Source organism: Massilia horti, from assembly GCF_004614195.1.
Taxonomy (GTDB): Bacteria; Pseudomonadota; Gammaproteobacteria; order Burkholderiales; family Burkholderiaceae_D; genus Telluria; species Telluria horti.
This window is the reverse complement of record NZ_SPUM01000067.1, coordinates 1-18386: the sequence shown is the minus strand read 5'-3', so window position 1 is coordinate 18386 and position 18386 is coordinate 1. Positions and strand designations below refer to the sequence as shown.

At 60.0% G+C, this 18386-nt stretch carries 15 protein-coding genes, 1 rRNA gene and 1 pseudogene; 12 read left to right on the top strand and 5 right to left on the bottom strand.

Translation table 11 applies throughout. The annotated features are described in order from the left end of the window. Positions 1 to 148: 148 nt before the first annotated feature. The 3 genes from E4O92_RS10985 to E4O92_RS10975 are packed head-to-tail and all read left to right on the top strand — an operon-like array spanning position 149 to position 3486. The gene (locus tag E4O92_RS10985) at positions 149 to 1078 is read left to right on the top strand and encodes a DUF4123 domain-containing protein (protein ID WP_167759766.1); all 930 of its coding nucleotides are present in this window, start codon (positions 149 to 151) and stop codon (positions 1076 to 1078) included. 30 nt (positions 1079 to 1108) lie between these two features. Further along, entirely contained in the window at positions 1109 to 1708 is a 600-nt protein-coding gene (locus tag E4O92_RS10980) for a DUF3304 domain-containing protein (protein WP_135189812.1), read from the top strand. Beyond that, positions 1705 to 3486, top strand: a complete 1782-nt coding sequence (locus E4O92_RS10975; RefSeq protein ID WP_135189811.1) for a T6SS phospholipase effector Tle1-like catalytic domain-containing protein — start codon at positions 1705 to 1707, stop codon at positions 3484 to 3486. Before E4O92_RS10980 ends, E4O92_RS10975 begins: the two co-directional genes overlap by 4 nt. Here E4O92_RS10975 and E4O92_RS10970 read toward each other — a convergent pair. Continuing rightward, entirely contained in the window at positions 3452 to 4972 is a 1521-nt protein-coding gene (locus E4O92_RS10970) for an ammonium transporter (protein ID WP_135189810.1), read from the bottom strand. The two genes, E4O92_RS10975 and E4O92_RS10970, sit on opposite strands and share 35 nt — an antisense overlap. Positions 4973 to 4989: 17 nt before the next feature. Next, positions 4990 to 5328: a P-II family nitrogen regulator gene (gene glnK, locus E4O92_RS10965; RefSeq protein WP_135189809.1), complete on the bottom strand. Its 339-nt coding sequence runs from the start codon at positions 5326 to 5328 to the stop codon at positions 4990 to 4992. Positions 5329 to 5645: 317 nt separating this feature from the next. Here glnK and E4O92_RS10960 point away from each other — a divergent pair, with 317 nt between their 5' ends. Together E4O92_RS10960 and E4O92_RS10955 are read left to right on the top strand one after the other, a co-directional pair. Further along, positions 5646 to 5900, top strand: a complete 255-nt coding sequence (locus E4O92_RS10960) for an accessory factor UbiK family protein (protein ID WP_135189831.1) — start codon at positions 5646 to 5648, stop codon at positions 5898 to 5900. Between the two features lie 45 nt (positions 5901 to 5945). Continuing rightward, entirely contained in the window at positions 5946 to 8405 is a 2460-nt protein-coding gene (locus tag E4O92_RS10955; protein ID WP_135189808.1) for an adenosylcobalamin-dependent ribonucleoside-diphosphate reductase, read from the top strand. Between the two features lie 39 nt (positions 8406 to 8444). On the opposite strand, the gene E4O92_RS10950 is transcribed toward E4O92_RS10955, so the two are convergent. Further along, the gene (locus tag E4O92_RS10950; RefSeq protein WP_135189807.1) at positions 8445 to 8912 is read right to left on the bottom strand and encodes an RrF2 family transcriptional regulator; all 468 of its coding nucleotides are present in this window, start codon (positions 8910 to 8912) and stop codon (positions 8445 to 8447) included. A gap of 201 nt (positions 8913 to 9113) precedes the next feature. Between E4O92_RS10950 and E4O92_RS10945 the strand changes: the two genes are divergently transcribed. From E4O92_RS10945 to E4O92_RS10920, 6 genes are all read left to right on the top strand, one after another. Continuing rightward, positions 9114 to 9353, top strand: coding sequence for a hypothetical protein (locus tag E4O92_RS10945; RefSeq protein WP_135189806.1), 240 nt, complete (start codon positions 9114 to 9116; stop codon positions 9351 to 9353). Between the two features lie 94 nt (positions 9354 to 9447). Beyond that, positions 9448 to 10965, top strand: a complete 1518-nt coding sequence (locus E4O92_RS10940) for a YifB family Mg chelatase-like AAA ATPase (protein ID WP_135189805.1) — start codon at positions 9448 to 9450, stop codon at positions 10963 to 10965. Positions 10966 to 11013: 48 nt separating this feature from the next. Further along, entirely contained in the window at positions 11014 to 11559 is a 546-nt protein-coding gene (locus tag E4O92_RS10935; RefSeq protein ID WP_206076847.1) for a hypothetical protein, read from the top strand. Positions 11560 to 11610: 51 nt separating this feature from the next. After that, the gene (locus tag E4O92_RS10930) at positions 11611 to 12348 is read left to right on the top strand and encodes an ABC transporter ATP-binding protein (RefSeq protein WP_135189804.1); all 738 of its coding nucleotides are present in this window, start codon (positions 11611 to 11613) and stop codon (positions 12346 to 12348) included. 101 nt (positions 12349 to 12449) lie between these two features. Beyond that, entirely contained in the window at positions 12450 to 13922 is a 1473-nt protein-coding gene (locus E4O92_RS10925; protein WP_135189803.1) for a hypothetical protein, read from the top strand. A gap of 55 nt (positions 13923 to 13977) precedes the next feature. Further along, positions 13978 to 14319 carry a DUF1840 domain-containing protein gene (locus E4O92_RS10920; RefSeq protein ID WP_135189802.1) on the top strand — a complete coding sequence of 114 codons (342 nt, stop codon included), beginning with the start codon at positions 13978 to 13980 and terminating at the stop codon, positions 14317 to 14319. Positions 14320 to 15063: 744 nt separating this feature from the next. Here E4O92_RS10920 and E4O92_RS25175 read toward each other — a convergent pair. Continuing rightward, a pseudogene (locus tag E4O92_RS25175) lies at positions 15064 to 15165 on the bottom strand (glutathione transferase); the annotation flags it as partial. A 46-nt stretch (positions 15166 to 15211) separates the two neighbouring features. Between E4O92_RS25175 and E4O92_RS10910 the strand changes: the two are divergent. Next, on the top strand, positions 15212 to 17293 hold the full coding sequence (locus E4O92_RS10910; protein WP_167759765.1) for an acyltransferase family protein: 2082 nt from the start codon (positions 15212 to 15214) through the stop codon (positions 17291 to 17293). A gap of 822 nt (positions 17294 to 18115) precedes the next feature. Here the strand turns inward: E4O92_RS10910 and rrf are convergent. Further along, positions 18116 to 18228 (bottom strand): 5S ribosomal RNA (gene rrf, locus E4O92_RS10905). Positions 18229 to 18386 lie beyond the last annotated feature (158 nt).

Below are 18386 nucleotides of genomic sequence, written 5' to 3'. Positions count from 1 at the left end.
GACAAGTCCAGGCTGGCCCATCGCTGTCGTTGACAACGCTGCTTCCTCTTGCCCTCCAGTTGATCTGGCACCTCACCACAGGTCGGCCGCTTTCATTGCCATAAGTCAAATGTGGATTGGCACAAAGTGCCATTATGCATTCTTTCTCATGCTGAAAATCCACGGAAAGCAGCGCATTGATGGGGCCAAAATGAGCACACAGACGCCTGAGATTTTCTGCTATCTCCTCATCGATAACGGACTGTTGCAGCTTGCGCCGTCCCGTTATTCGGAAGCGCCGGCGGATGTGCGTGCGGCATGGCTGGAGCCAATCTACAACGACAAGGCGTTGGTGGTGAGCCCGCTGCTAATTGACATCGAAGCAGCTTACGAGGCTGGCCATCTGGACCGGGTAATGGAACTGGCAAATGCCACCAGGCCAGCACTCCACTTGTCGCTGATTGAAACCACGTTACCACGGGCCGAGCTTGCGCACCATCTGCGCAGGTTCATCTTCATCGTGGCGCCCAACGGCAAGCAGTACACGCTGCGATACGCGGATTGTGCCGTGCTGGAATTCCTGCCTTCGATCCTGACGCCTGAACAATGGAAAGCGATGACTGCGCCAATGCAAAGGTGGGGTATCCATGACCGCACCCATTCGATCGTGTGGCTGCCGCTTGGCGCTGCCGGAGAATCATGTGCGTCCACACCATTGCAGCTCAGTGCGCAACAGATGGAGGATCTTAATGAAGCACTCGAACCTGAGGGTGTTCTGGCCAATGTCCGGGCCATGCGACACGGCCGCAAACTGCCGGGCGACGCGGGCGAACAGCACCAATGGGCTTGCGCGGCGCGCGCGGCATGGGAGGCAGCCGGTAATGAGGACCAACTCCTGTTGACGTTCTTTGCCGACGCTGTGTTGACGACCAGAGGTGAAATTCTTCGACGCTATGAGGTCCCGCGCCTACTTGGAATACAGCAGCGTGACGAATTCAAAGCCGAGCTTCGGCAACTGATGGATGAGATGGAAGCACGACGTGTCCGATCGCAGGAAATGGCTGCGCGGGCTGCAGCAATGCAAACGGAACACCCCTGACCAGCCACACTCCCGAACACGGAGCTTGTAATGAACTTTTTCCGAATTGCTTTAAGGCGCTGGCGCCTTTTGTTACTGCTGCTGGCGGTCGTTTCGATTGGCGGCTATGCCGCCTACACATCCATAACCAAAGAGGAATTTATGCCGGATTCCATCGGCGGCGTTCACCACATGGGAGAAAAGTTCTACATTAGCGATTTTTTTGTCAACGGGTACTCAGGCAGCAAAGTCGGACGTGGCGGTGGGGGAGGGTCATTGGTTTGCTGTGTAGCGATACCCAAAAAATGGAGACCGGGATTGACAGCAGATGTTCGTTGGGAGGTTCTATATTTTTCTGACGATGAGCCAGGCGTCCCCAAGCTGGAGGCGATGTATCGGGCGGAAGTACCAGTCGAAAAATACGATGAGACTGGGAATTTCTGGGTTCACTTTTACCCCAACGGACGGATTCGAATCGTAGTGAGCAATAATGGTCCCGGAGGGCATCACCCTATCCTAAATGACAATCCGGATGAGGTACTGAGAGCCACGGTGGGCGTAAAGATAAACACCCTCTTTACGGACGAGGAAGTGGAAGCGGCGACAAGAAAGGAAGAAAAAAGAAGAAAAAACCATGGAGACTGGCGATGAACGGTTTATCGTTCAAAATCCTCCCATCTGCCAGTGCCCTCACTGCTGGCATCAACATGGTTCTGCCAAACCATCACATCAACTTCCAGAAATGCGAGACGAATCTCAATGTCGGCATCTTCTTTGATGGCACCGGCAACAATCGCGAGCACGACCGGAACACTCATCGTGACAGCAACATATCCAGGCTATTCGATGCCTACGAAAACCACATAGAACAAGGCTACTACGGTCACTACATTCCCGGCGTAGGAACGCCCTTCCCCGAGATTGGCGAAAAAGGCGAAAACTGGCTGGACCAGGGATTTGGGATCGGCTGCGAATCCCGGGTCATCTTCGCCTTACTCATGATGTTGGAGTATCTTCATCGCCGCAGCTTCGATAACAGGTACCTCTTCAAAGACGATGAAATCATCGCGCTCTGCCGGGATACAGACCAGCGCACCATGGTCGGTTACAGAATTCTTGCCCGCATCGATACAAAGTACCACGGAGTCATACCGCCGATGCGGCGTGAAAACGAACTTCGAGGTTTTCTACGGCAACTTGCTATCGCCCTTGAAGATAAGCTGCGGGCAGGGAAACCGCGAATCGTCGAATGCTTCCTGGACGTCTTCGGCTTCTCTCGCGGCGCGGCGCAAGCGCGGGTGTTTTGCCGATGGCTGAGCGATATGCTTGTTGATGGCAAACTCGCGGGTATCCCCTTGCGCTTTCGCTTTGTCGGCCTGATGGACACCGTTGCGTCGGCGGGCGTCCTCACCAATGCAAAGGCCCTGGCCACAATTGACACAGGAGGCCATAGCGGTTGGGCGCTCGCGGAATTCTTGCGCCTTCCATCGGCTGTCGAAAATTGCGTTCACATGGTGGCGATGCACGAGCTCCGCCGGACCTTCCCGCTGGACGAAATCGGGCATAACGGCATCTTGCCGCCCGGCTGCCATCAGTACGCCTACCCTGGCAGCCATAGCGACGTCGGCGGCGGCTATGCGCCCGGCGAACTGGGTGCGTCAGTTGGAAAGACCCCGCAAGAAAGCGATTCATTAAAGCTCTCGCAAATTCCCCTCAATCACATGCTCGATTGTGCTATCGCCACAGGTGTTCCGATCGAAAGGCCAATGGTGCGCGCGGGAGCGCATGATGCCTTTGCCATTCATCCCCGACTCGCCCAAGCGTACCAAGATTTCCTGTCCGCGGTGACCCTCACCCCGACGAGCGCAAGCGAGCATATGCAGCATTACCTCAACTGGCGCTGGCAAATGCGGGCACATTTCCCCTACTCGAATCAAATCAAGCGCGCCTCGGAAGCGGACCGCGAAAAACTGCTGAGATTCAATCGTTCACTTTTGGCCGATGCGGCATTTCTTCTGTCAGCCACCCAAAAAGCTAGCGGCATGGCCCGAGTCAAGCAACTGCTCAGGGAAATAGTAAAACCTGTCGGGCGAGATCAGATGAAAGAGCACTTTTTTGACCCGGAAGCACGCGACGTCCTCACGAAAGCGCAGCGGTCGGAGCCGTCTCATCCCGCCTTCGCAGTCCTGTTCGAAGATTTCGTCCATGATTCCCTGGCCGGCTTCGATCATCCCGTTTTTGAATACACAGGGTATTGGCGCTACCGGAAAGCCTACTGTGGCGAGGACCATATACTCCATACCTCGACCGATGACGCCGAAATGGTTCAAGCCATCGTCCCAGTAGCTGGAAAAAGAAAAAGACCGACCACGCCCGCAAAAAAACACGGTGTCATCAGGCGTGGTACGCCGATTCGCCATGGCTGGTAATGTCCAGGCCTTCCCGCTCCTGCTCTTCCGGCACGCGCAACCCGAGCACCAGATCGACCACTTTGTAGGCGATAACCGACACCACCGCCGACCACACGATCGTGGTGAGCACGGCCGCGCCCTGCACCTGCAACTGGTGGCCGATCGAGTACGGTTCGGTCGACATCTTGTTGGCCACGTAGTCGAAGATGCCCTGCCCGCCAAGCTGAGGCGCGGCGAACACGCCCGTCAGCAACGCGCCCAAGATGCCACCGACACCATGCACGCCGAACACGTCGAGCGAATCGTCGGCGCCGATCATGCGCTTCAAGCCGTTCACGCCCCACAGGCAGACGACACCGGCGAGCAAACCAATGACCAGCGCGCCCATCGGAGCGACGAAGCCGCAGGCCGGGGTGATCGCGACCAGCCCAGCCACCGCGCCTGATGTGCCGCCCAGCATCGACGGTTTGCCCTTGAACGTCCACTCGCCGATCACCCATGACACGGTGGCGGCGGACGTGGCCAGCAGGGTGTTGACGAAAGCCAGCGCGGCGACGTCGCCCGCTTCCAGCGCCGACCCGGCGTTAAAACCGAACCAGCCCACCCATAGCAGCGAAGCGCCGACCATGTTCAGCGCCAGCGAATGCGGCGCCATCGATTCGCGGCCATAACCAATGCGCTTGCCGATCATGATCGCGCCGACCAGTCCGGCCACTGCGGCGTTGATGTGCACCACGGTGCCGCCCGCGAAGTCGAGTGCGCCTTTCTGCCACAGCCAGCCAGCCTTGACGGTGGCCGCTTCCAGTGTCGCCGTGTTGGTGATCGTATCCGGCCCCGGCCAGAACCAGACCATGTGTGCGACCGGCAGATAGCCGAAGGTGAACCACAGCACGATGAACAGCATCACTGCCGGAAAGCGCACGCGCTCGGCGAACGCGCCGATGATCAGGCCGCAGGTGATCGCCGCGAACGTACCCTGGAACGCGACGTAGACGAACTCGGGAATCATCACCCCCTTGCTGAAGGTCGGGGCGGCGCTGAACACGCCCTTGACGGGGTCCCAGATGCCCCTGAGGAATGCGCGATCGAAGCCGCCGAAGAACGGGTTCCCCACGGTGAATGCGATCGAATAGCCGTACAGGCACCACAATACGATGATCGTGGAAAAGATCATGAAGACCTGCAATTGGATCGACAGCATGTTCTTGGCGCGCACCAATCCACCGTAGAACAGCGCCAGGCCAGGGATCGACATCATGATCACCAGCAGCGTGGCAACCATCATCCATCCCGTGTCGGCCTTGTTCGGGGCCGGCGCGGCGACCGGAGCGGTGCCGCCCGGCGGCAAGGTGGAGGCGGCCGCCGCCCCCTGCGCGGCGGCGGGCTCCTGCGCGCTGACGACAGGCGCGCTTTGGGGCGCGTTCTGCGCCATGACGGGCAGCGCGCTGCCGAGCGCGGCAGCAAAGGCTAGAGCGGCCAATATCCTGGCCATCATTCTGTTCATGGGTTGCCCCCAATTGTTTAAAGTGCGTCGTTGCCGGTCTCGCCGGTACGGATACGAATAACCTGCTGCAGTTCGGAGACGAAAATCTTGCCGTCACCAATCTTGCCGGTCCGCGCCGCGCTCTGGATCGCGTCGATTACTTGGTCGACCACGGTATCGTCGACCGCGGCCTCGATCTTGGTCTTGGGCAGGAAGTCGACGACATATTCGGCGCCGCGGTACAGCTCGGTGTGCCCCTTCTGGCGGCCAAATCCCTTTACCTCAGTCACCGTGATGCCCTGCACGTTGATCTCCGAGAGCGCCTCGCGCACCTCGTCGAGTTTGAAGGGCTTGATAATGGCGGTGATCATTTTCATTGCGATACCTCTTGTCAAAACGATTTGGACAGCGACTGGCATAAGTCGAGGTTTCCAGGCGGCTCATCAAAACACTCCTACAATTGATTGAATCTCCACGGTTGGGGTTTACAATCCAGTCAGCGGGTGTTCACACAACCCTACTCTTAGCAGGATGCGTGCCACACCAAAATCCAGGGCAGCACACTTGTTTTTATGGCAGGAACGCCCCACTTTTGGTATGAACCACCACATTCGTCCGTGCGGCGCCGTCGCCGCGCACCAAATCAGGCGGCTCTCGCACCATGCTGGTGCGACAGCCCGACAACAAGGATCAGATGGACATGAACAATTTTTTCAACGACTTGCAGGGCAAGATCAACCAGGCCCTCGAGAATTCGCCCGCCAAGGACATCGAACGCAACGTCAAGGCGATGATGACCCAGGGCTTCTCCAAACTTGACTTGGTAACCCGTGAAGAGTTCGATATCCAGGCGCAGGTGCTGGCCAAGACCCGCGCCAAGCTGGAGGCGCTGGAAACGCGCGTGGCCGAGCTGGAAGCGCGCCTGGCCGCCCAGGCTTCCGCGGACTGATCACGAGCGCATCCCCGGCATTCGTGGACATCCGGAACCGGACACATGAATGCAAACGACTTGTTGGGCACGTCGATGGCGCCGCAGGAAGTGTCGCTCGACGTGCTGCTGGAGAAGTACGCCAAGGGCGATGAACGGGACGTTGCCGCCGTGCGCCGGCGCGTGGCCACGTCGCTCGCGCAATACGAACCCGCAGCGCAAAGCGCGGACCTGGCGCAGCGCTTCCTGTGGGCCCAGGAACAAGGATTTGTTCCGGCGGGGCGGATCAACTCCGCCGCCGGGCTGGGCATCAAGGCCACGCTGATCAACTGCTTCGTGCAGCCGGTAGGCGACGCCATCAGTGGCGTCGAAGGCGGCCTGCCCGGAATCTACACCGCACTGGCCGAAGCGGCCGAGACCATGCGTCGCGGCGGCGGCGTCGGCTACGACTTTTCGGCTATCCGACCGGCAGGCAGCAAGGTACGCGGCACCCAATCGCGCGCCTCGGGACCGGTGTCGTACATGGAAGTGTTCGATGCCTCCTGCAAGACAGTCGAATCGGCCGGCGCCCGGCGCGGCGCCCAGATGGGCGTGCTGCGCATCGACCATCCCGATATCGAGCGCTTCATCGCCGCCAAGGACTCAGGCGGCTTCACCAACTTTAACCTTTCGGTCGGCGTGACCGACGAATTCATGCACGCGGTAGAGGCCAACGCGCCGTTCGACCTCGTGCACCGCGCCGAGCCGGGCGACGAGACGGCAAGCGGCGTGCGCCAGCGCGCGGACGGGCTCTGGGTGTACCGGCAGGTGCCGGCGCGCGCGCTGTGGGACCGGGTGATCGCTTCCACCTACGACCACGCCGAGCCGGGCGTGTTGTTCATCGACCGCATGAATGCGGAAAACAACCTGTGGTACGCCGAGATTCTCGCCGCCACCAATCCCTGCGGCGAGCAGCCACTGCCCGCGTACGGCTGCTGCGACCTCGGCTCGCTCAACCTGACCAGCTTCGTCGAACGCCCGTTCTCGTCAAGCGCACGCTTCGACTTTGCGCGCATGCGTCTGGTCGCGGCGGTCGGAGTGCGCATGCTGGACCTGGTGCTTGATGCCACCGAATGGCCGCTGCCGCAGCAGGCGCAGGAGAGCCGCGCCAAGCGCCGCATCGGCCTGGGCTTTTTGGGCCTGGGCAGCGCGCTGGTGATGTTGGGCCTGCACTACCACTCCGACGAGGGCCGTGCCTTCGCCGCCCGTATCGCACGTGAACTGCGCGACGCCGCCTATGCCGCATCCATCGAACTGGCCAAGGAAAAAGGGGCATTCCCACTGTTCGATGCGGACAAATACCTGCAGGGCCAGTTCATCAGCCGCCTGCCGGATGAACTGCGTGAAGCGATCCGGGCGCACGGCATCCGCAATTCGCACCTGCTGTCGATCGCGCCGACCGGCACCATCTCGCTAGCGTTTGCCGACAATGCGTCGAACGGCATCGAGCCCGCGTATTCGTGGACCTATCAGCGCAAAAAGCGCATGCCGGACGGCTCGACGCGCACCTACGAGGTGGCTGATCACGCGTGGCGCCTGTACCGCCAGCTCGGCCACGATGTCACGGACGAAGCGCGGCTGCCGCCGCAGTTCGTCACCGCGCTGCAAATGCGCGCGATTGACCATCTGCGCATGATGGAGTCGGTGCAGCCATTCATCGACACGGCGATCGCCAAGACGGTGAACGTGCCGGCCGACTATCCGTTCGACGACTTCCGCGACCTGTACAGCGAGGCCTGGCGTGCCGGGTTGAAGGGCCTGGCGACCTATCGGCCGAACACGGTGCTCGGCAGCGTGCTGTCCGCGGTGCCGGAGCCGGAGCAGACCAAGACGCAGGATGACGACCCGCTGCACAAGCGCTTCGAACGGCGCCCGCTGGGCGAGCTCGAATCGGTCACCTCCAAGATCGAGTACTCGACGCAGGAAGGCACCAAGACGGCTTACGTAAGCGTGAGCTTCATTCGCGCCGAAGGCACCTGGGAAGGCAAGAGCGTCACGATCGAACGGCCATTCGAGTTCTTCATGCCGGCCAGCCAGCGCACCGACGGCCAGCAATGGATTACCGCGTCAATGCGGCTGCTCTCGATGGCGGCGCGCGCCGGCAGTTCGATCGCCAAGGCGCTGATGGACATGCGCGAGGTGGTGTGGGAAAAAGGCCCGGTGCGGTGCGGCTACCTGACGCGCGAAGATGGCACCCAGGTGCCGGTGTACCACGATTCGGAGGTGGCAGCGATTGCGTTCATGCTGCAGCGGATGCTGATCCGGCGCGGCTTTCTCGACGCGTACGGGAATCAGGTCGCCGTGCCGGAGCTGGCGCGCACGTTGGCAGCACGCGGCGATGCTTCACAGGCCGGGCAGCAGACAGCGTCCGGCGTGCTGCCACCGACATCGGGCGCCAAGTGCCCGGAATGCGGCGCGCTGTCGCTGCGCAGGGTCGACGGATGCACCCGCTGCGACGCCTGCCACTACATGGGCGAGTGCGGCTAGGGCGACAGCGGGGCTTGCGGCAACAGCAGGCCGCAACTCTCAGGCGCTCGCGCGACTGAAATGCAGCTCGATCGGGGCAATCCCATCCGCGGTTTGCGGCGCAGTCTGGCCCGCCACCATCTGCGCGAGCGTCACACCATCGAGCACCTCGAGATAGGCATGGGTAGCCCGGGCCAGCGCCCCCTTCAGCTCACAACTGGACGAATACATGCAGCGCGGCGCTTCCTGGTCGAAGCAGGACGCCATGTAGAAATCGGTCTCGGTCTGGCGCACCACGTCCCCGACGCGAATGTCGGCAGGTTCACGGCCAAGACGCAGGCCGCCGCTGCGTCCGCGCACGGTCTCGACGAAGCCGAGCATGCCCAACTGGTGCACTACCTTGGTCAGGTGATTCTTGGCGATCTGGTGTGCATCCGCAATGTCCCCGATCGTGACCAGCCGCTCGCGATTGAGTGCCAGGAACATCAAGGTGCGCAGGGCATAGTCGGTGTATGAAGTCAGTCTCATGGAGGGCGCGGTGTGCGATCAGAACAGGCGAGGATTCTACAGGGTTTCTGCTACCGCCCACCGATACAGTTTACATGCGAGGTCGTCCGCCAGCGCCGGCAGAGTAGAGAGACACCTGTTCGTCCTCAAGCTGCTACTCGGGGGTAACATTAGCCTCCAAGTGGTTATCCTCACATTTGCATTCAACAACCGGACATGGCGATGGAAAGCAAATTTGACTTGTACAGCGCTACCCAAACGTTGATTTTGGAACTGGAGAGCCGAGGTGATGCAAAAAATGCCGAAGTGCTCAAGGATGCCTTCGAGGCCGGGTCAACAGGGTCGGAGATTTGCATGGCTCTACGGTTCCATATTTCAGCATTAATCCGGCATCGCGGCTTGACGGCAACGGAGAACGTTACCGTCAGAAAAATTCTCCACGAGCTCCAGAAGATTCTCTAGCTGCAACGTGAGGCAGCGCACGGTTGGCAAGGCTCAACAACGAATTCCCACGGCGGCGCACCATCTTGCGAGTCCAACCACCCGCAGGAGCCTCATGAGTCTCGCCGTGTTACGAAGCCGTGCACTTGCGGGCATGGAAGCGCCCGCCGTCAGCGTCGAGGTGCACCTCGCCAACGGCCTCCCATCGTTCACGATCGTCGGCCTACCCGATGCGGAGGTGCGCGAATCAAAGGACCGGGTGCGCGCGGCCCTGCAAAACAGCGGCTTCGACATTCCGCCGCGGCGCATCACAGTCAACCTGGCGCCGGCCGACCTGCCCAAGGAGTCGGCCCGCTTCGATTTGCCAATTGCCCTGGGCATCCTGGCGGCGTCCAAGCAAATCCCCGGCAAGGAATTCGGCAATTACGAATTTGCCGGCGAACTGTCGCTGACCGGCGAACTGCGCCCAGTCCGCGGCGCCCTTGCGATGACGTTTGCCATGCATCGCTGCGGAACCGATGCACCACGCGCCTTCATCCTGCCTCGCGCGAACGCCGACGAGGCCGCGCTGGTCTCCGATGCAGCCATTTTTCCGGCCCAGTCGCTCCTTGATGTGTGCGCCCACTTCGCCGCTGCCGATGATGCCTGCCGCCTTCCGCGTCATCAAGCCAAGCCGCTGACGGCAGCGCCAGCCTATCCCGATTTTTCCGACGTAAAGGGACAGCAGCACGCCAAGCGGGCACTGGAGATCGCCGCGGCCGGACTCCATTCGGTGCTGCTGGTCGGCCCGCCGGGCGCGGGCAAGAGCATGCTTGCATCGCGTTTCGTCGGCTTGCTCCCGCCGATGAACGACGAGGAGGCGCTGGAATCGGCCGCGGTCCAGTCGTTGTCCGGAGGCTTTTCGGCCGAGCGCTGGAAAGTTCGTCCATTTCGCAGCCCGCACCATACGACCTCGGGCGTCGCGCTAGTCGGCGGCGGCAATCTGCCGCGGCCCGGCGAAGTGTCGCTCGCGCATTGGGGTGTGCTGTTTTTGGATGAGTTGCCGGAATACGATCGCCGCGTGCTCGAAGTGTTGCGCGAGCCGCTCGAATCCGGCCGCATTACGATCTCACGTGCGGCCCGCCAGGCCGACTTCCCCGCACGATTCCAGTTGATCGCGGCGATGAATCCTTGTCCCTGCGGATGGCGCGGCCACCCTTCCGGCAAGTGCCATTGCACGAGCGAAGGGGTAATGCGCTATCAGGACCGCATCTCCGGCCCGCTTCTGGACAGGATCGACATGCAGATCGAGGTAAGCGCAATGGCGCCCGAAACCATGAGCGCGCTGGCCGATGGCGAGGCGACCGAAACGATCGCGGTCCGGGTGGCCCATGCGTATCAATTGCAGCTCACCCGGCAGGGCAAGGCCAACCAGTTCCTGTCGACCCGCGAGATCGATCGCCATTGCCGGCTGGATGATTCCGGCGACAAGATGTTAAGGTCGGCAATGGCGCACATGCATTGGTCGGCACGCGCTTATCATCGGGTCCTGAAAGTCGCGCGCACCATCGCCGACCTGGCCGGTTCGCCGGCAATCCAGGCCAGTCACGTCGCGGAAGCCGTCCAGTACCGGCGCGGTTTGCGCGAGCGGTAGCGCCGGCCGCCAGTAGCGGCGCGAGCGCTGCCCTGCTACCATCTGGCCATGCCAAAATTTTCATTCTCGTCAATGGTGCTGTCTGTGGCTGCGGCAATCGCGCTCGCCGGCTGCAGCCCCACCTACAACTGGCGCGACTACACCAGTCCCGACGCCCCCTACCGCGTGATGTTCCCGGCCAAGCCCGCCAGCTTTACGCGTCCGGTGGACTTGGGCAACATAAAAGTGGACATGACGATGACCGCCGCTGAAGTCGAGAATACGATCTTCGCCGTCGGCACCGCCAAAGTGCCCGACCCGCAGCAGGCCCAGGCGGCGTTGGAGGCAATGGAAGCGGCGATGGTAAAAAACATTAACGGGACGGTGACGAGCAAGAAATCGAGTTCCGTTGCCGTTGCCAGCGGCGCCACGATGGCGCAAAGCACGAGCGAAGAGCTCGACGCCAACGGAAACGTGAATGGCGCGCCGATGCGCCTGATCGGCCACTTCGAGGCGCGCGACAAGCGCGTCTACCAGGTCGTCGTGATGGGCAAGACGAAATCCGTGAATCAGGAGCAGGCCGAACAGTTTCTCAGCTCGTTCAAACTGCTCTGATGTTTGCACGGCCTGCACGGTTCCTTCCACATTGCCTATCGAAGCGCCTACATGTCGACTGACTCCTCTCCGGCCATCCGGCTGAACTCCCTTTGCAAATCGTTCGGCCGGCCGGCCGTCGACCATCTTGACCTCACGGTCCGGCGCGGCGAACTGTACGCGCTGCTTGGCCGAAACGGCGCCGGCAAAACGACGACTTTGCGCATGCTGGTGGGACTGCTGGCGCCGGATGCCGGCAGCGTCGAAGTCATGGGCGTGGACATGGCGCGCGAACCGTCCCGCGCGAAGCAGCAGATCGCCTACCTGCCGGATGACCCGATGTTGTACGGAAAACTCAAGCCGACCGAATATCTCGAATTCGTCGCGGGACTGTGGGGTATGAGCGCGGCCGACGCGGAGCCGCAGGCGCGCCGCCTGCTGGACTGGCTCGACCTGGCCAAGCATGCGCACGAACTGACCGAAGGCTTTTCGCGCGGCATGCAGCAAAAACTGGCCCTGGCCGGTGCGCTGATCCATGAGCCGCAACTGCTGGTCCTCGACGAACCGCTGACCGGCCTGGATGCCGCTGCCGCGCGCCAAGTGAAAGATCTGCTCCTGGACCACGTCCGAAATGGGGGCACCGTGATCCTGACCACCCACATCCTGGAGGTGGCCGAGCGGCTGGCGCAGCGCATCGGGATCATTCAGCACGGCCGCCTGATCGCGGAGGGGACGCTCGACCAGTTGCGCGCCAAGACCGAAGGCGACACGCTGGAAGACATGTTCCTGCAGCTGACGGGGCAGGCATGAGTACGCCCGGCAGTTCGCTGTGGTTGCTGAAGCATGAGCTGAGACTGCACTGGTACAACTTAAGAGCGAAAGCGACAAAGGGCAAACCCCGGGGCGGGGGCATGGCAAGGACGCTGGTCACGTTCACGTTGGTGTGGCTGATCATCCATGGCTTCGCGTTCGCTCTGCTATCGTGGCGGCCGTTGCAGGCGGGCTCCGCCGACCCGCAGGTTCTGCTCCTCGTTACGTTCGCACTCGTGTGCATGTTCCTGCTGATGCTCTCGGGCGCACTGAAGTCGAGCGTGGAAGCATTGTTCGATCGCGGCGACCTCGACCTGCTGCTGTCTTCCCCGCTGCCGTCGCGCAGCATTTTTACGGTCCGCCTGCTCGGCCTGGTCGCAAGCATTGCGCTCGGCTACTTGTTCTTCCTGGCGCCGCTTGCCCATGTCGGCCTCATGCTGGGGCAATTCCGCTGGCTGGCGATTTATCCCACCGTCCTGGGCTGGGCTACCCTCGCAGTAACAGTCGGAATCCTGCTGACGCTGGGCCTGGTCCGGCTGATCGGTGCACGTCGTACCCGTGTACTCGCCCAGATACTCAGTGCAGTTTCCGGCGGGCTGATATTCCTGCTGACCCAGTTGTTCAACGTGAGCGTACATAACAAGCAGGCGCAGGTGACGGCGTGGTTTTCCAAATGGATCGGCGCCAACGGAATATCGTCGACGGACAGTGCACTCTGGCTCCCGGCCAAGGCGGCGCTTGGCGCGCCGGGGCCGCTGTTCGTTATGTGTGCCTTAGGCCTGGGGGCATTTGCTTTCACGGTCCAGTTCACCCATCGTTACTTCGTGAGCGGGCTGCAGCAGGCAACGGGAGCGAGCCGGACCGCAGCACCACCCAAAGGCGGGATGCGTTTTCGTTTCGGACGCGGTCTGGCAGAGGTCGTCGTGCTGAAGGAATGGCGACTGATCGCCCGTGACCCGCACCTCATTTCGCAAACACTGCTTCAGTTGCTGTACCTGCTGCCGCTGTTCGTGCTGGCATTTTCGAAACCGGACGTCAGGCTGGCAGGCATCGCAGCTGGCATGACGATGTTATCCGCATCACTAACCTCGTCCCTTACGTGGATCATCGTCCAGGCGGAGGACGCCCCGGATCTGCTGCTGGTCTCGCCTGCCAACCCGTTCCTGGTGCGCTTGGCCAAAATGGCGGCGGCGGTAATGCCGGTACTTGTGCTCATGGCTGTCCCATTGCTCTGGCTGGTGGCGCATCAACCACTGGCGGGCGTGCTGGCCTGCTACACCCTGGCCGGCGCGGTGATCGGTTCCGCGTTGATCACGATGTGGACCGGCCGCCCGACAGCCCGAAAAATGTTTGCCACCCGTGCGCGAAAGAACTTCGTTGGCAGCCTGCTCGACGTGTTGAGTACGCTCGGTTGGGCCGGACTGGCGTTCCTGTTGCAGGAAAGCCTGGGCAGTGGGCCTTCCCAGCTCAAGTTGCTGGCCGCAGCCGCCCTGTTCCTGGTGACCTTGGTACTGCCACTGTTTGCATGGCTTGGACGAACACGCGCCACAGCGTCAGGCTCGCGCGCTGGATGACCGGTCGCGCAAGTCGTGTTATGGTTTCGTCACGACCCGAAACACGAGAACTTTTATGCTGATCACATTCAAATCCAAAGCATATCCAGAAGTCATGATGTACAAGGAGCACGCGAAGCGAATCCTTGACTTGCTGCACAAGGATACCGATCGCGGCGTCATCACTTCCGAGGAAGCCCCGAAGGCGGTCGAGATTCTGGAAAAAGAAATTGCCGAAAGCCGCAAGCACGTGCCAACCGACGAAGTCGAGCAGGACGTCAGGGCCCACCATGGCGAGCACGAGGATGCCCAGCACGAGGGCGTCGAAACCGTGAGTTTCGCCACCCGGTCCTATCCGCTGCTGGAGATGCTGCGCGCGGCGCGCGACCAGCACTGCGAAATTCTCTGGGGCGTCTGATTCCGGCGTAAATACGCGAATACCGCCGCGAGTGCCTGTGCGCTCTCGGCGGAATTGTTGCCTGTTCGCGCAATGCTTGCCTGTGCCGAACAGGTAAGCGCGGTTTACCGCTGTGATCTCGTCCCATTGCGACGCACATACTCCGGAACGCGCAAAGGAAACCAGCACAAAAAAACAAAAGCCCGCTGACGTCAGCCAGCGGGCTTTTGTCCATCACTGCCCCGGCGATTTCCAGCCCCGGCGAGCACAATGAAAAACGCCGCCAGGCTCGCACCGGACATAACGCGGGTCGAAACCAACCTGGTGACCAGAGGAAGCGCGCAGAGACAGCGGCGACTTTCTGTCCATCAGATTCTTGACGCCCAAACGCAGCGTGATCGCCTGATTGGAACTGGGAGCGGCCCTGCCAGTCCAGCAGCGTCGCAGCAGTGGCGGTGAAACCTACGCTCGATCATCGAACTGCTCGGCGATCGTTGCAACGCGCTCCCATGTAACCATGGCGGTTCAGTTTCAGTTTTTCTCCACGTTCACGTTCCGTGAAATTCAGAAAAAGCTGAAACTGCATGCGTACGTGGCGGCGAAGCGTGCACCGCCACCATCCCGAATCCAACAGCGACTTGCATGCAACACCACCACTTGACGGTCCGAGGAATGGCATCTTCGGGCAAAAATGAGAATAAGTGAGTTTTGCAGAATGGCAAGATGCTATCCTAGATGCCGTCGGCCGCGTTCGGCCAAGAACGGTCAGTCGAAAAATTTCATTCCATCGTAAGGCTTTAGTTTGCAAGCTGCCAAGCAGGAGGCCAGCGAGCCGACATGTACCTCCTGCTGGTGGCCATCTAGGTCATTGCAGATGTGCCAACATTTGCGACTATCCCAAATTTCATCATCCATGTCCCCACAGCACGCCACCAAGACTTTCACCACGCCTCCCGCATCATTCAAACAGACGTACACCACGCATATTAATCGCTACCTGCCGCATGTCGACGGACTGCGCGCGCTGGCAGTGTTGGCAGTGATACTCTGCCATGCCAAGTTTTCGATGTTTTCCGGTGGTTTTGTCGGCGTCGATATCTTCTTTGTCATCTCCGGCTATGTGGTGGCACGGTCGATTTTGCATGACCAGGAAGCCGGCGTTTTCTCGTTAAAGCGCTTTTATACCAGGCGCCTCGCGCGCTTGGCGCCCGCGCTGTATCTGGTCATGGCGGTGACCTTCGGGTTCGGCGTGCTTTACTGCCTGCCTAGTAACAACATGGAGTTGGCGAAAAATATCGGATACGTGTCGATCTTCTTATCCAATATTTATCTGTCCAAACAGACCGGCTACTTCGATCTGGCCGCCGATCAGCACCCCTTGCTGCACACATGGTCGTTATCGGTCGAGGAGCAGATTTATCTGATCGCGCCACTCGCCTTCGTTTTGCTGGCGAAGCGGCGCCTGTATATCAAACAGACGGTGGCGATCGCGGTCACCGTGCTGCTAACATTGGCGTCGTGCTGGCTGGTCTCGCGTGGCAAGGCAGGTGCCTATTATTTCCTGCAGGGGCGCGCGTTCGAGTTTACGCTGGGTATCGTGCTGGCCTTGTTCGCGACGCAGGGCAAGCTCCAGTTCACCTGGTGGGTAGGCGAACTGTTGAGTTTGCTTGGTCTGGGCATTGTCGCCTGGTGCGTGATTACTTACCGGGCGTCAACTGCGATGCCAGGGGGGAATGCTATATGGCCATGCGTCGGTGCCGTGCTGATCCTTCTGGGGGCGTTGCGTGCGAGGTATGTCAGTCGGCTGTTCACCAATCGCGGGGCGACCCAGTTGGGCAAGCTGTCTTATTCGCTCTATCTGTGGCACTTTCCGGTTCTGTTCGCGTTCGGGCGCTTTCAACTGACAGGCGCCTGGAATATGGCACTGGCCATGGTCTGCGCTCTGTTGCTGACCATCCCGACGTATCTGTATGTTGAACAACCGTTGCGCCGGCAGCAGTGGACTTTCAAGCGGGCGATTCTGCAGTTATGGTTGGTACCGGTGATGCTGTCGATCTTGCTGATCGTCGTGGGCACGCTGACCAACCAGTTCACGTTGTTCACCGGCGCGCGATATCAACGCGACTTCCGTGAGTCGGGACAGACGGTGTTTAGCGACAGTCGCGGTAAGAAATGCTGGGGCAAGGTGGATGTCACCGCTGCCAGCGACTGTTCGGTCGGTGATGTGAGCGCCACGACCAAGGGCGTGTTCTGGGGTGACAGCCATGCTTACCACCTGATTGATTTTATCGATGCGATTGGAAAACGGAAAAATGTTGCCATACACGATGTCGCATTTACCATGTGCGCGCCAGTCGAGAATAGTCCGGAACGGGCTGGCGATGGCGCATTTCAACGTCATGCCGAAGAGTGTCGCGCCCATGACAAGGCGGTGATGAACTACATCCTCGCGACACCGGACATCAAATTTGTCTTCATGTCTGCGGTATGGGATTTGTATGCTGACGTCGACAACACGCCGGAACCGAACTTGCACGGCTATGTCGCAGGCGAAATTGACAAGGAGCTTGCCGCAACAATCGGCAAGCTGGAAGCCGCAGGCAAGCGGGTCATCCTGCTTGACGACATACCGGTTGCCCCCGCCGAAATGGAAAACTGCGTGGCAAATCGCCTCTACTTGCCGGGCCACGCCGCGGATCTCTGCGTTTATCCGCGCAAGTATGCCGACGATCGCTATGTTGAACCTCGTAATATTTTGAACCGGATCACGACACGCTTTCCTCAAGTTGCGGTATTGCACACGTATGAGGTTCCTTGCGACGATAAGGTATGTCGAATGGAGTTACTCGGAACCTCGCTATACGCCCACAACGACCGGGGGCACCTGGGTGCCGGCGGAAGCAGGATTTATTTCGAGGCCTATCTCCAGAAGCATCCGCAGGAATTGGACGAAGCGTGGCGCCAGTTATCGCAAGGTTTGGTGCTGTCGCGGTAGGCTTGCTCGCTAAGCCGGAAAATCAAGCGCAACGGTGGTCAGATTTCCATTTCGGTGATGTATCAGTCAGCGAAGCGCATGAGTCGGCGTGCCAAGGTATTCATGGATTGGTTGGCTCGATACTTGAAGCAAGTCAATACCTGATTTGAAGACAGGAAAAAATAGGTAACAAGTGAACCTAGGTCGCTGGGCCGGCATTTTCCCAAGTGAAAAATGGTATCTGACTCGCTATCCTAAAGTTGCTCAGGGCGAATTGAAGTTGATCGGATGTCTACCAGTAAAGTGCTGGCGAATGACTCCTTCGGGGCGGAACCCGCCGGTCGCAGCACACACACAGCCCCCACATCATTGCAGCCCAATCAAGTGGCGGCTTGCGCGCGAATCGCTGGCGGGTCTACGATGCTAAATGGTGGTGGGTGTCCGATGCTAAATCGTGGCGGGTTCGATGATAATACTCAGTTCAGGTGTTTCGGCCTGCCGGCAGAGACCGAGCGCTACGACAGAAAAAGAGGAGTGGCTAGTCCAGGGGGGCTGGGAGCCTTTGGAAAGGAACTGCTCGCGCAAGAGGGACCTTTACGTGCCGACGGGAACCTGGTCGGTTTCCAGCCGCTGAAACGGTTTGTCGGGAAACAAAATGGCGGGGTCACAGGGCGACATCAATAAGTAAGACGTCACATTACAGCACGCTCAGCATGGCGGGAAGTCGTTTCCGGCAGTGCCGGGAACGACGATGGATGAGGACGTGGCCGTCTCCGCTTTACACTAGAAAAACAAAAAAGCCCCGTCTGCACTCAGGCAAACGGGGCTTTTTCTTTATAACTAGCCTGACGATAACCTACTTTCACACTGGTTGCAGCACTATCATCGGCGCAAAGTCGTTTCACGGTCCTGTTCGGGATGGGAAGGGGTGGGACCGACTTGCTATGGTCATCAGGCATAACTTGTACGAGCATCGTCTCCTATTAGGCTGACGCTGCTCTGAATCTGGAAGAAGTATTTTATCAGGTAGTGACTGTCTGAAACAGCACTGTGTACTCATCTATAACTGTCAAGGTTATAGGGACAAGCCGTACGGGCAATTAGTATCGGTTAG

Coding starts and splice junctions, on each gene's coding strand:
- E4O92_RS10960 (WP_135189831.1), top strand. CDS start 5,646: ATGGACATGAACAATTTTTTCAACGACTTGCAGGGCAAGATCAACCAG.
- E4O92_RS10920 (WP_135189802.1), top strand. CDS start 13,978: ATGCTGATCACATTCAAATCCAAAGCATATCCAGAAGTCATGATGTAC.
- E4O92_RS10925 (WP_135189803.1), top strand. CDS start 12,450: ATGGCAAGGACGCTGGTCACGTTCACGTTGGTGTGGCTGATCATCCAT.
- E4O92_RS10935 (WP_206076847.1), top strand. CDS start 11,014: ATGCCAAAATTTTCATTCTCGTCAATGGTGCTGTCTGTGGCTGCGGCA.
- glnK (WP_135189809.1), bottom strand. CDS start 5,328: ATGAAAATGATCACCGCCATTATCAAGCCCTTCAAACTCGACGAGGTG.
- E4O92_RS10975 (WP_135189811.1), top strand. CDS start 1,705: ATGAACGGTTTATCGTTCAAAATCCTCCCATCTGCCAGTGCCCTCACT.
- E4O92_RS10985 (WP_167759766.1), top strand. CDS start 149: ATGCTGAAAATCCACGGAAAGCAGCGCATTGATGGGGCCAAAATGAGC.
- E4O92_RS10945 (WP_135189806.1), top strand. CDS start 9,114: ATGGAAAGCAAATTTGACTTGTACAGCGCTACCCAAACGTTGATTTTG.
- E4O92_RS10970 (WP_135189810.1), bottom strand. CDS start 4,972: ATGAACAGAATGATGGCCAGGATATTGGCCGCTCTAGCCTTTGCTGCC.
- E4O92_RS10910 (WP_167759765.1), top strand. CDS start 15,212: ATGTCCCCACAGCACGCCACCAAGACTTTCACCACGCCTCCCGCATCA.
- E4O92_RS10955 (WP_135189808.1), top strand. CDS start 5,946: ATGAATGCAAACGACTTGTTGGGCACGTCGATGGCGCCGCAGGAAGTG.
- E4O92_RS10940 (WP_135189805.1), top strand. CDS start 9,448: ATGAGTCTCGCCGTGTTACGAAGCCGTGCACTTGCGGGCATGGAAGCG.
- E4O92_RS10950 (WP_135189807.1), bottom strand. CDS start 8,912: ATGAGACTGACTTCATACACCGACTATGCCCTGCGCACCTTGATGTTC.
- E4O92_RS10930 (WP_135189804.1), top strand. CDS start 11,611: ATGTCGACTGACTCCTCTCCGGCCATCCGGCTGAACTCCCTTTGCAAA.
- E4O92_RS10980 (WP_135189812.1), top strand. CDS start 1,109: ATGAACTTTTTCCGAATTGCTTTAAGGCGCTGGCGCCTTTTGTTACTG.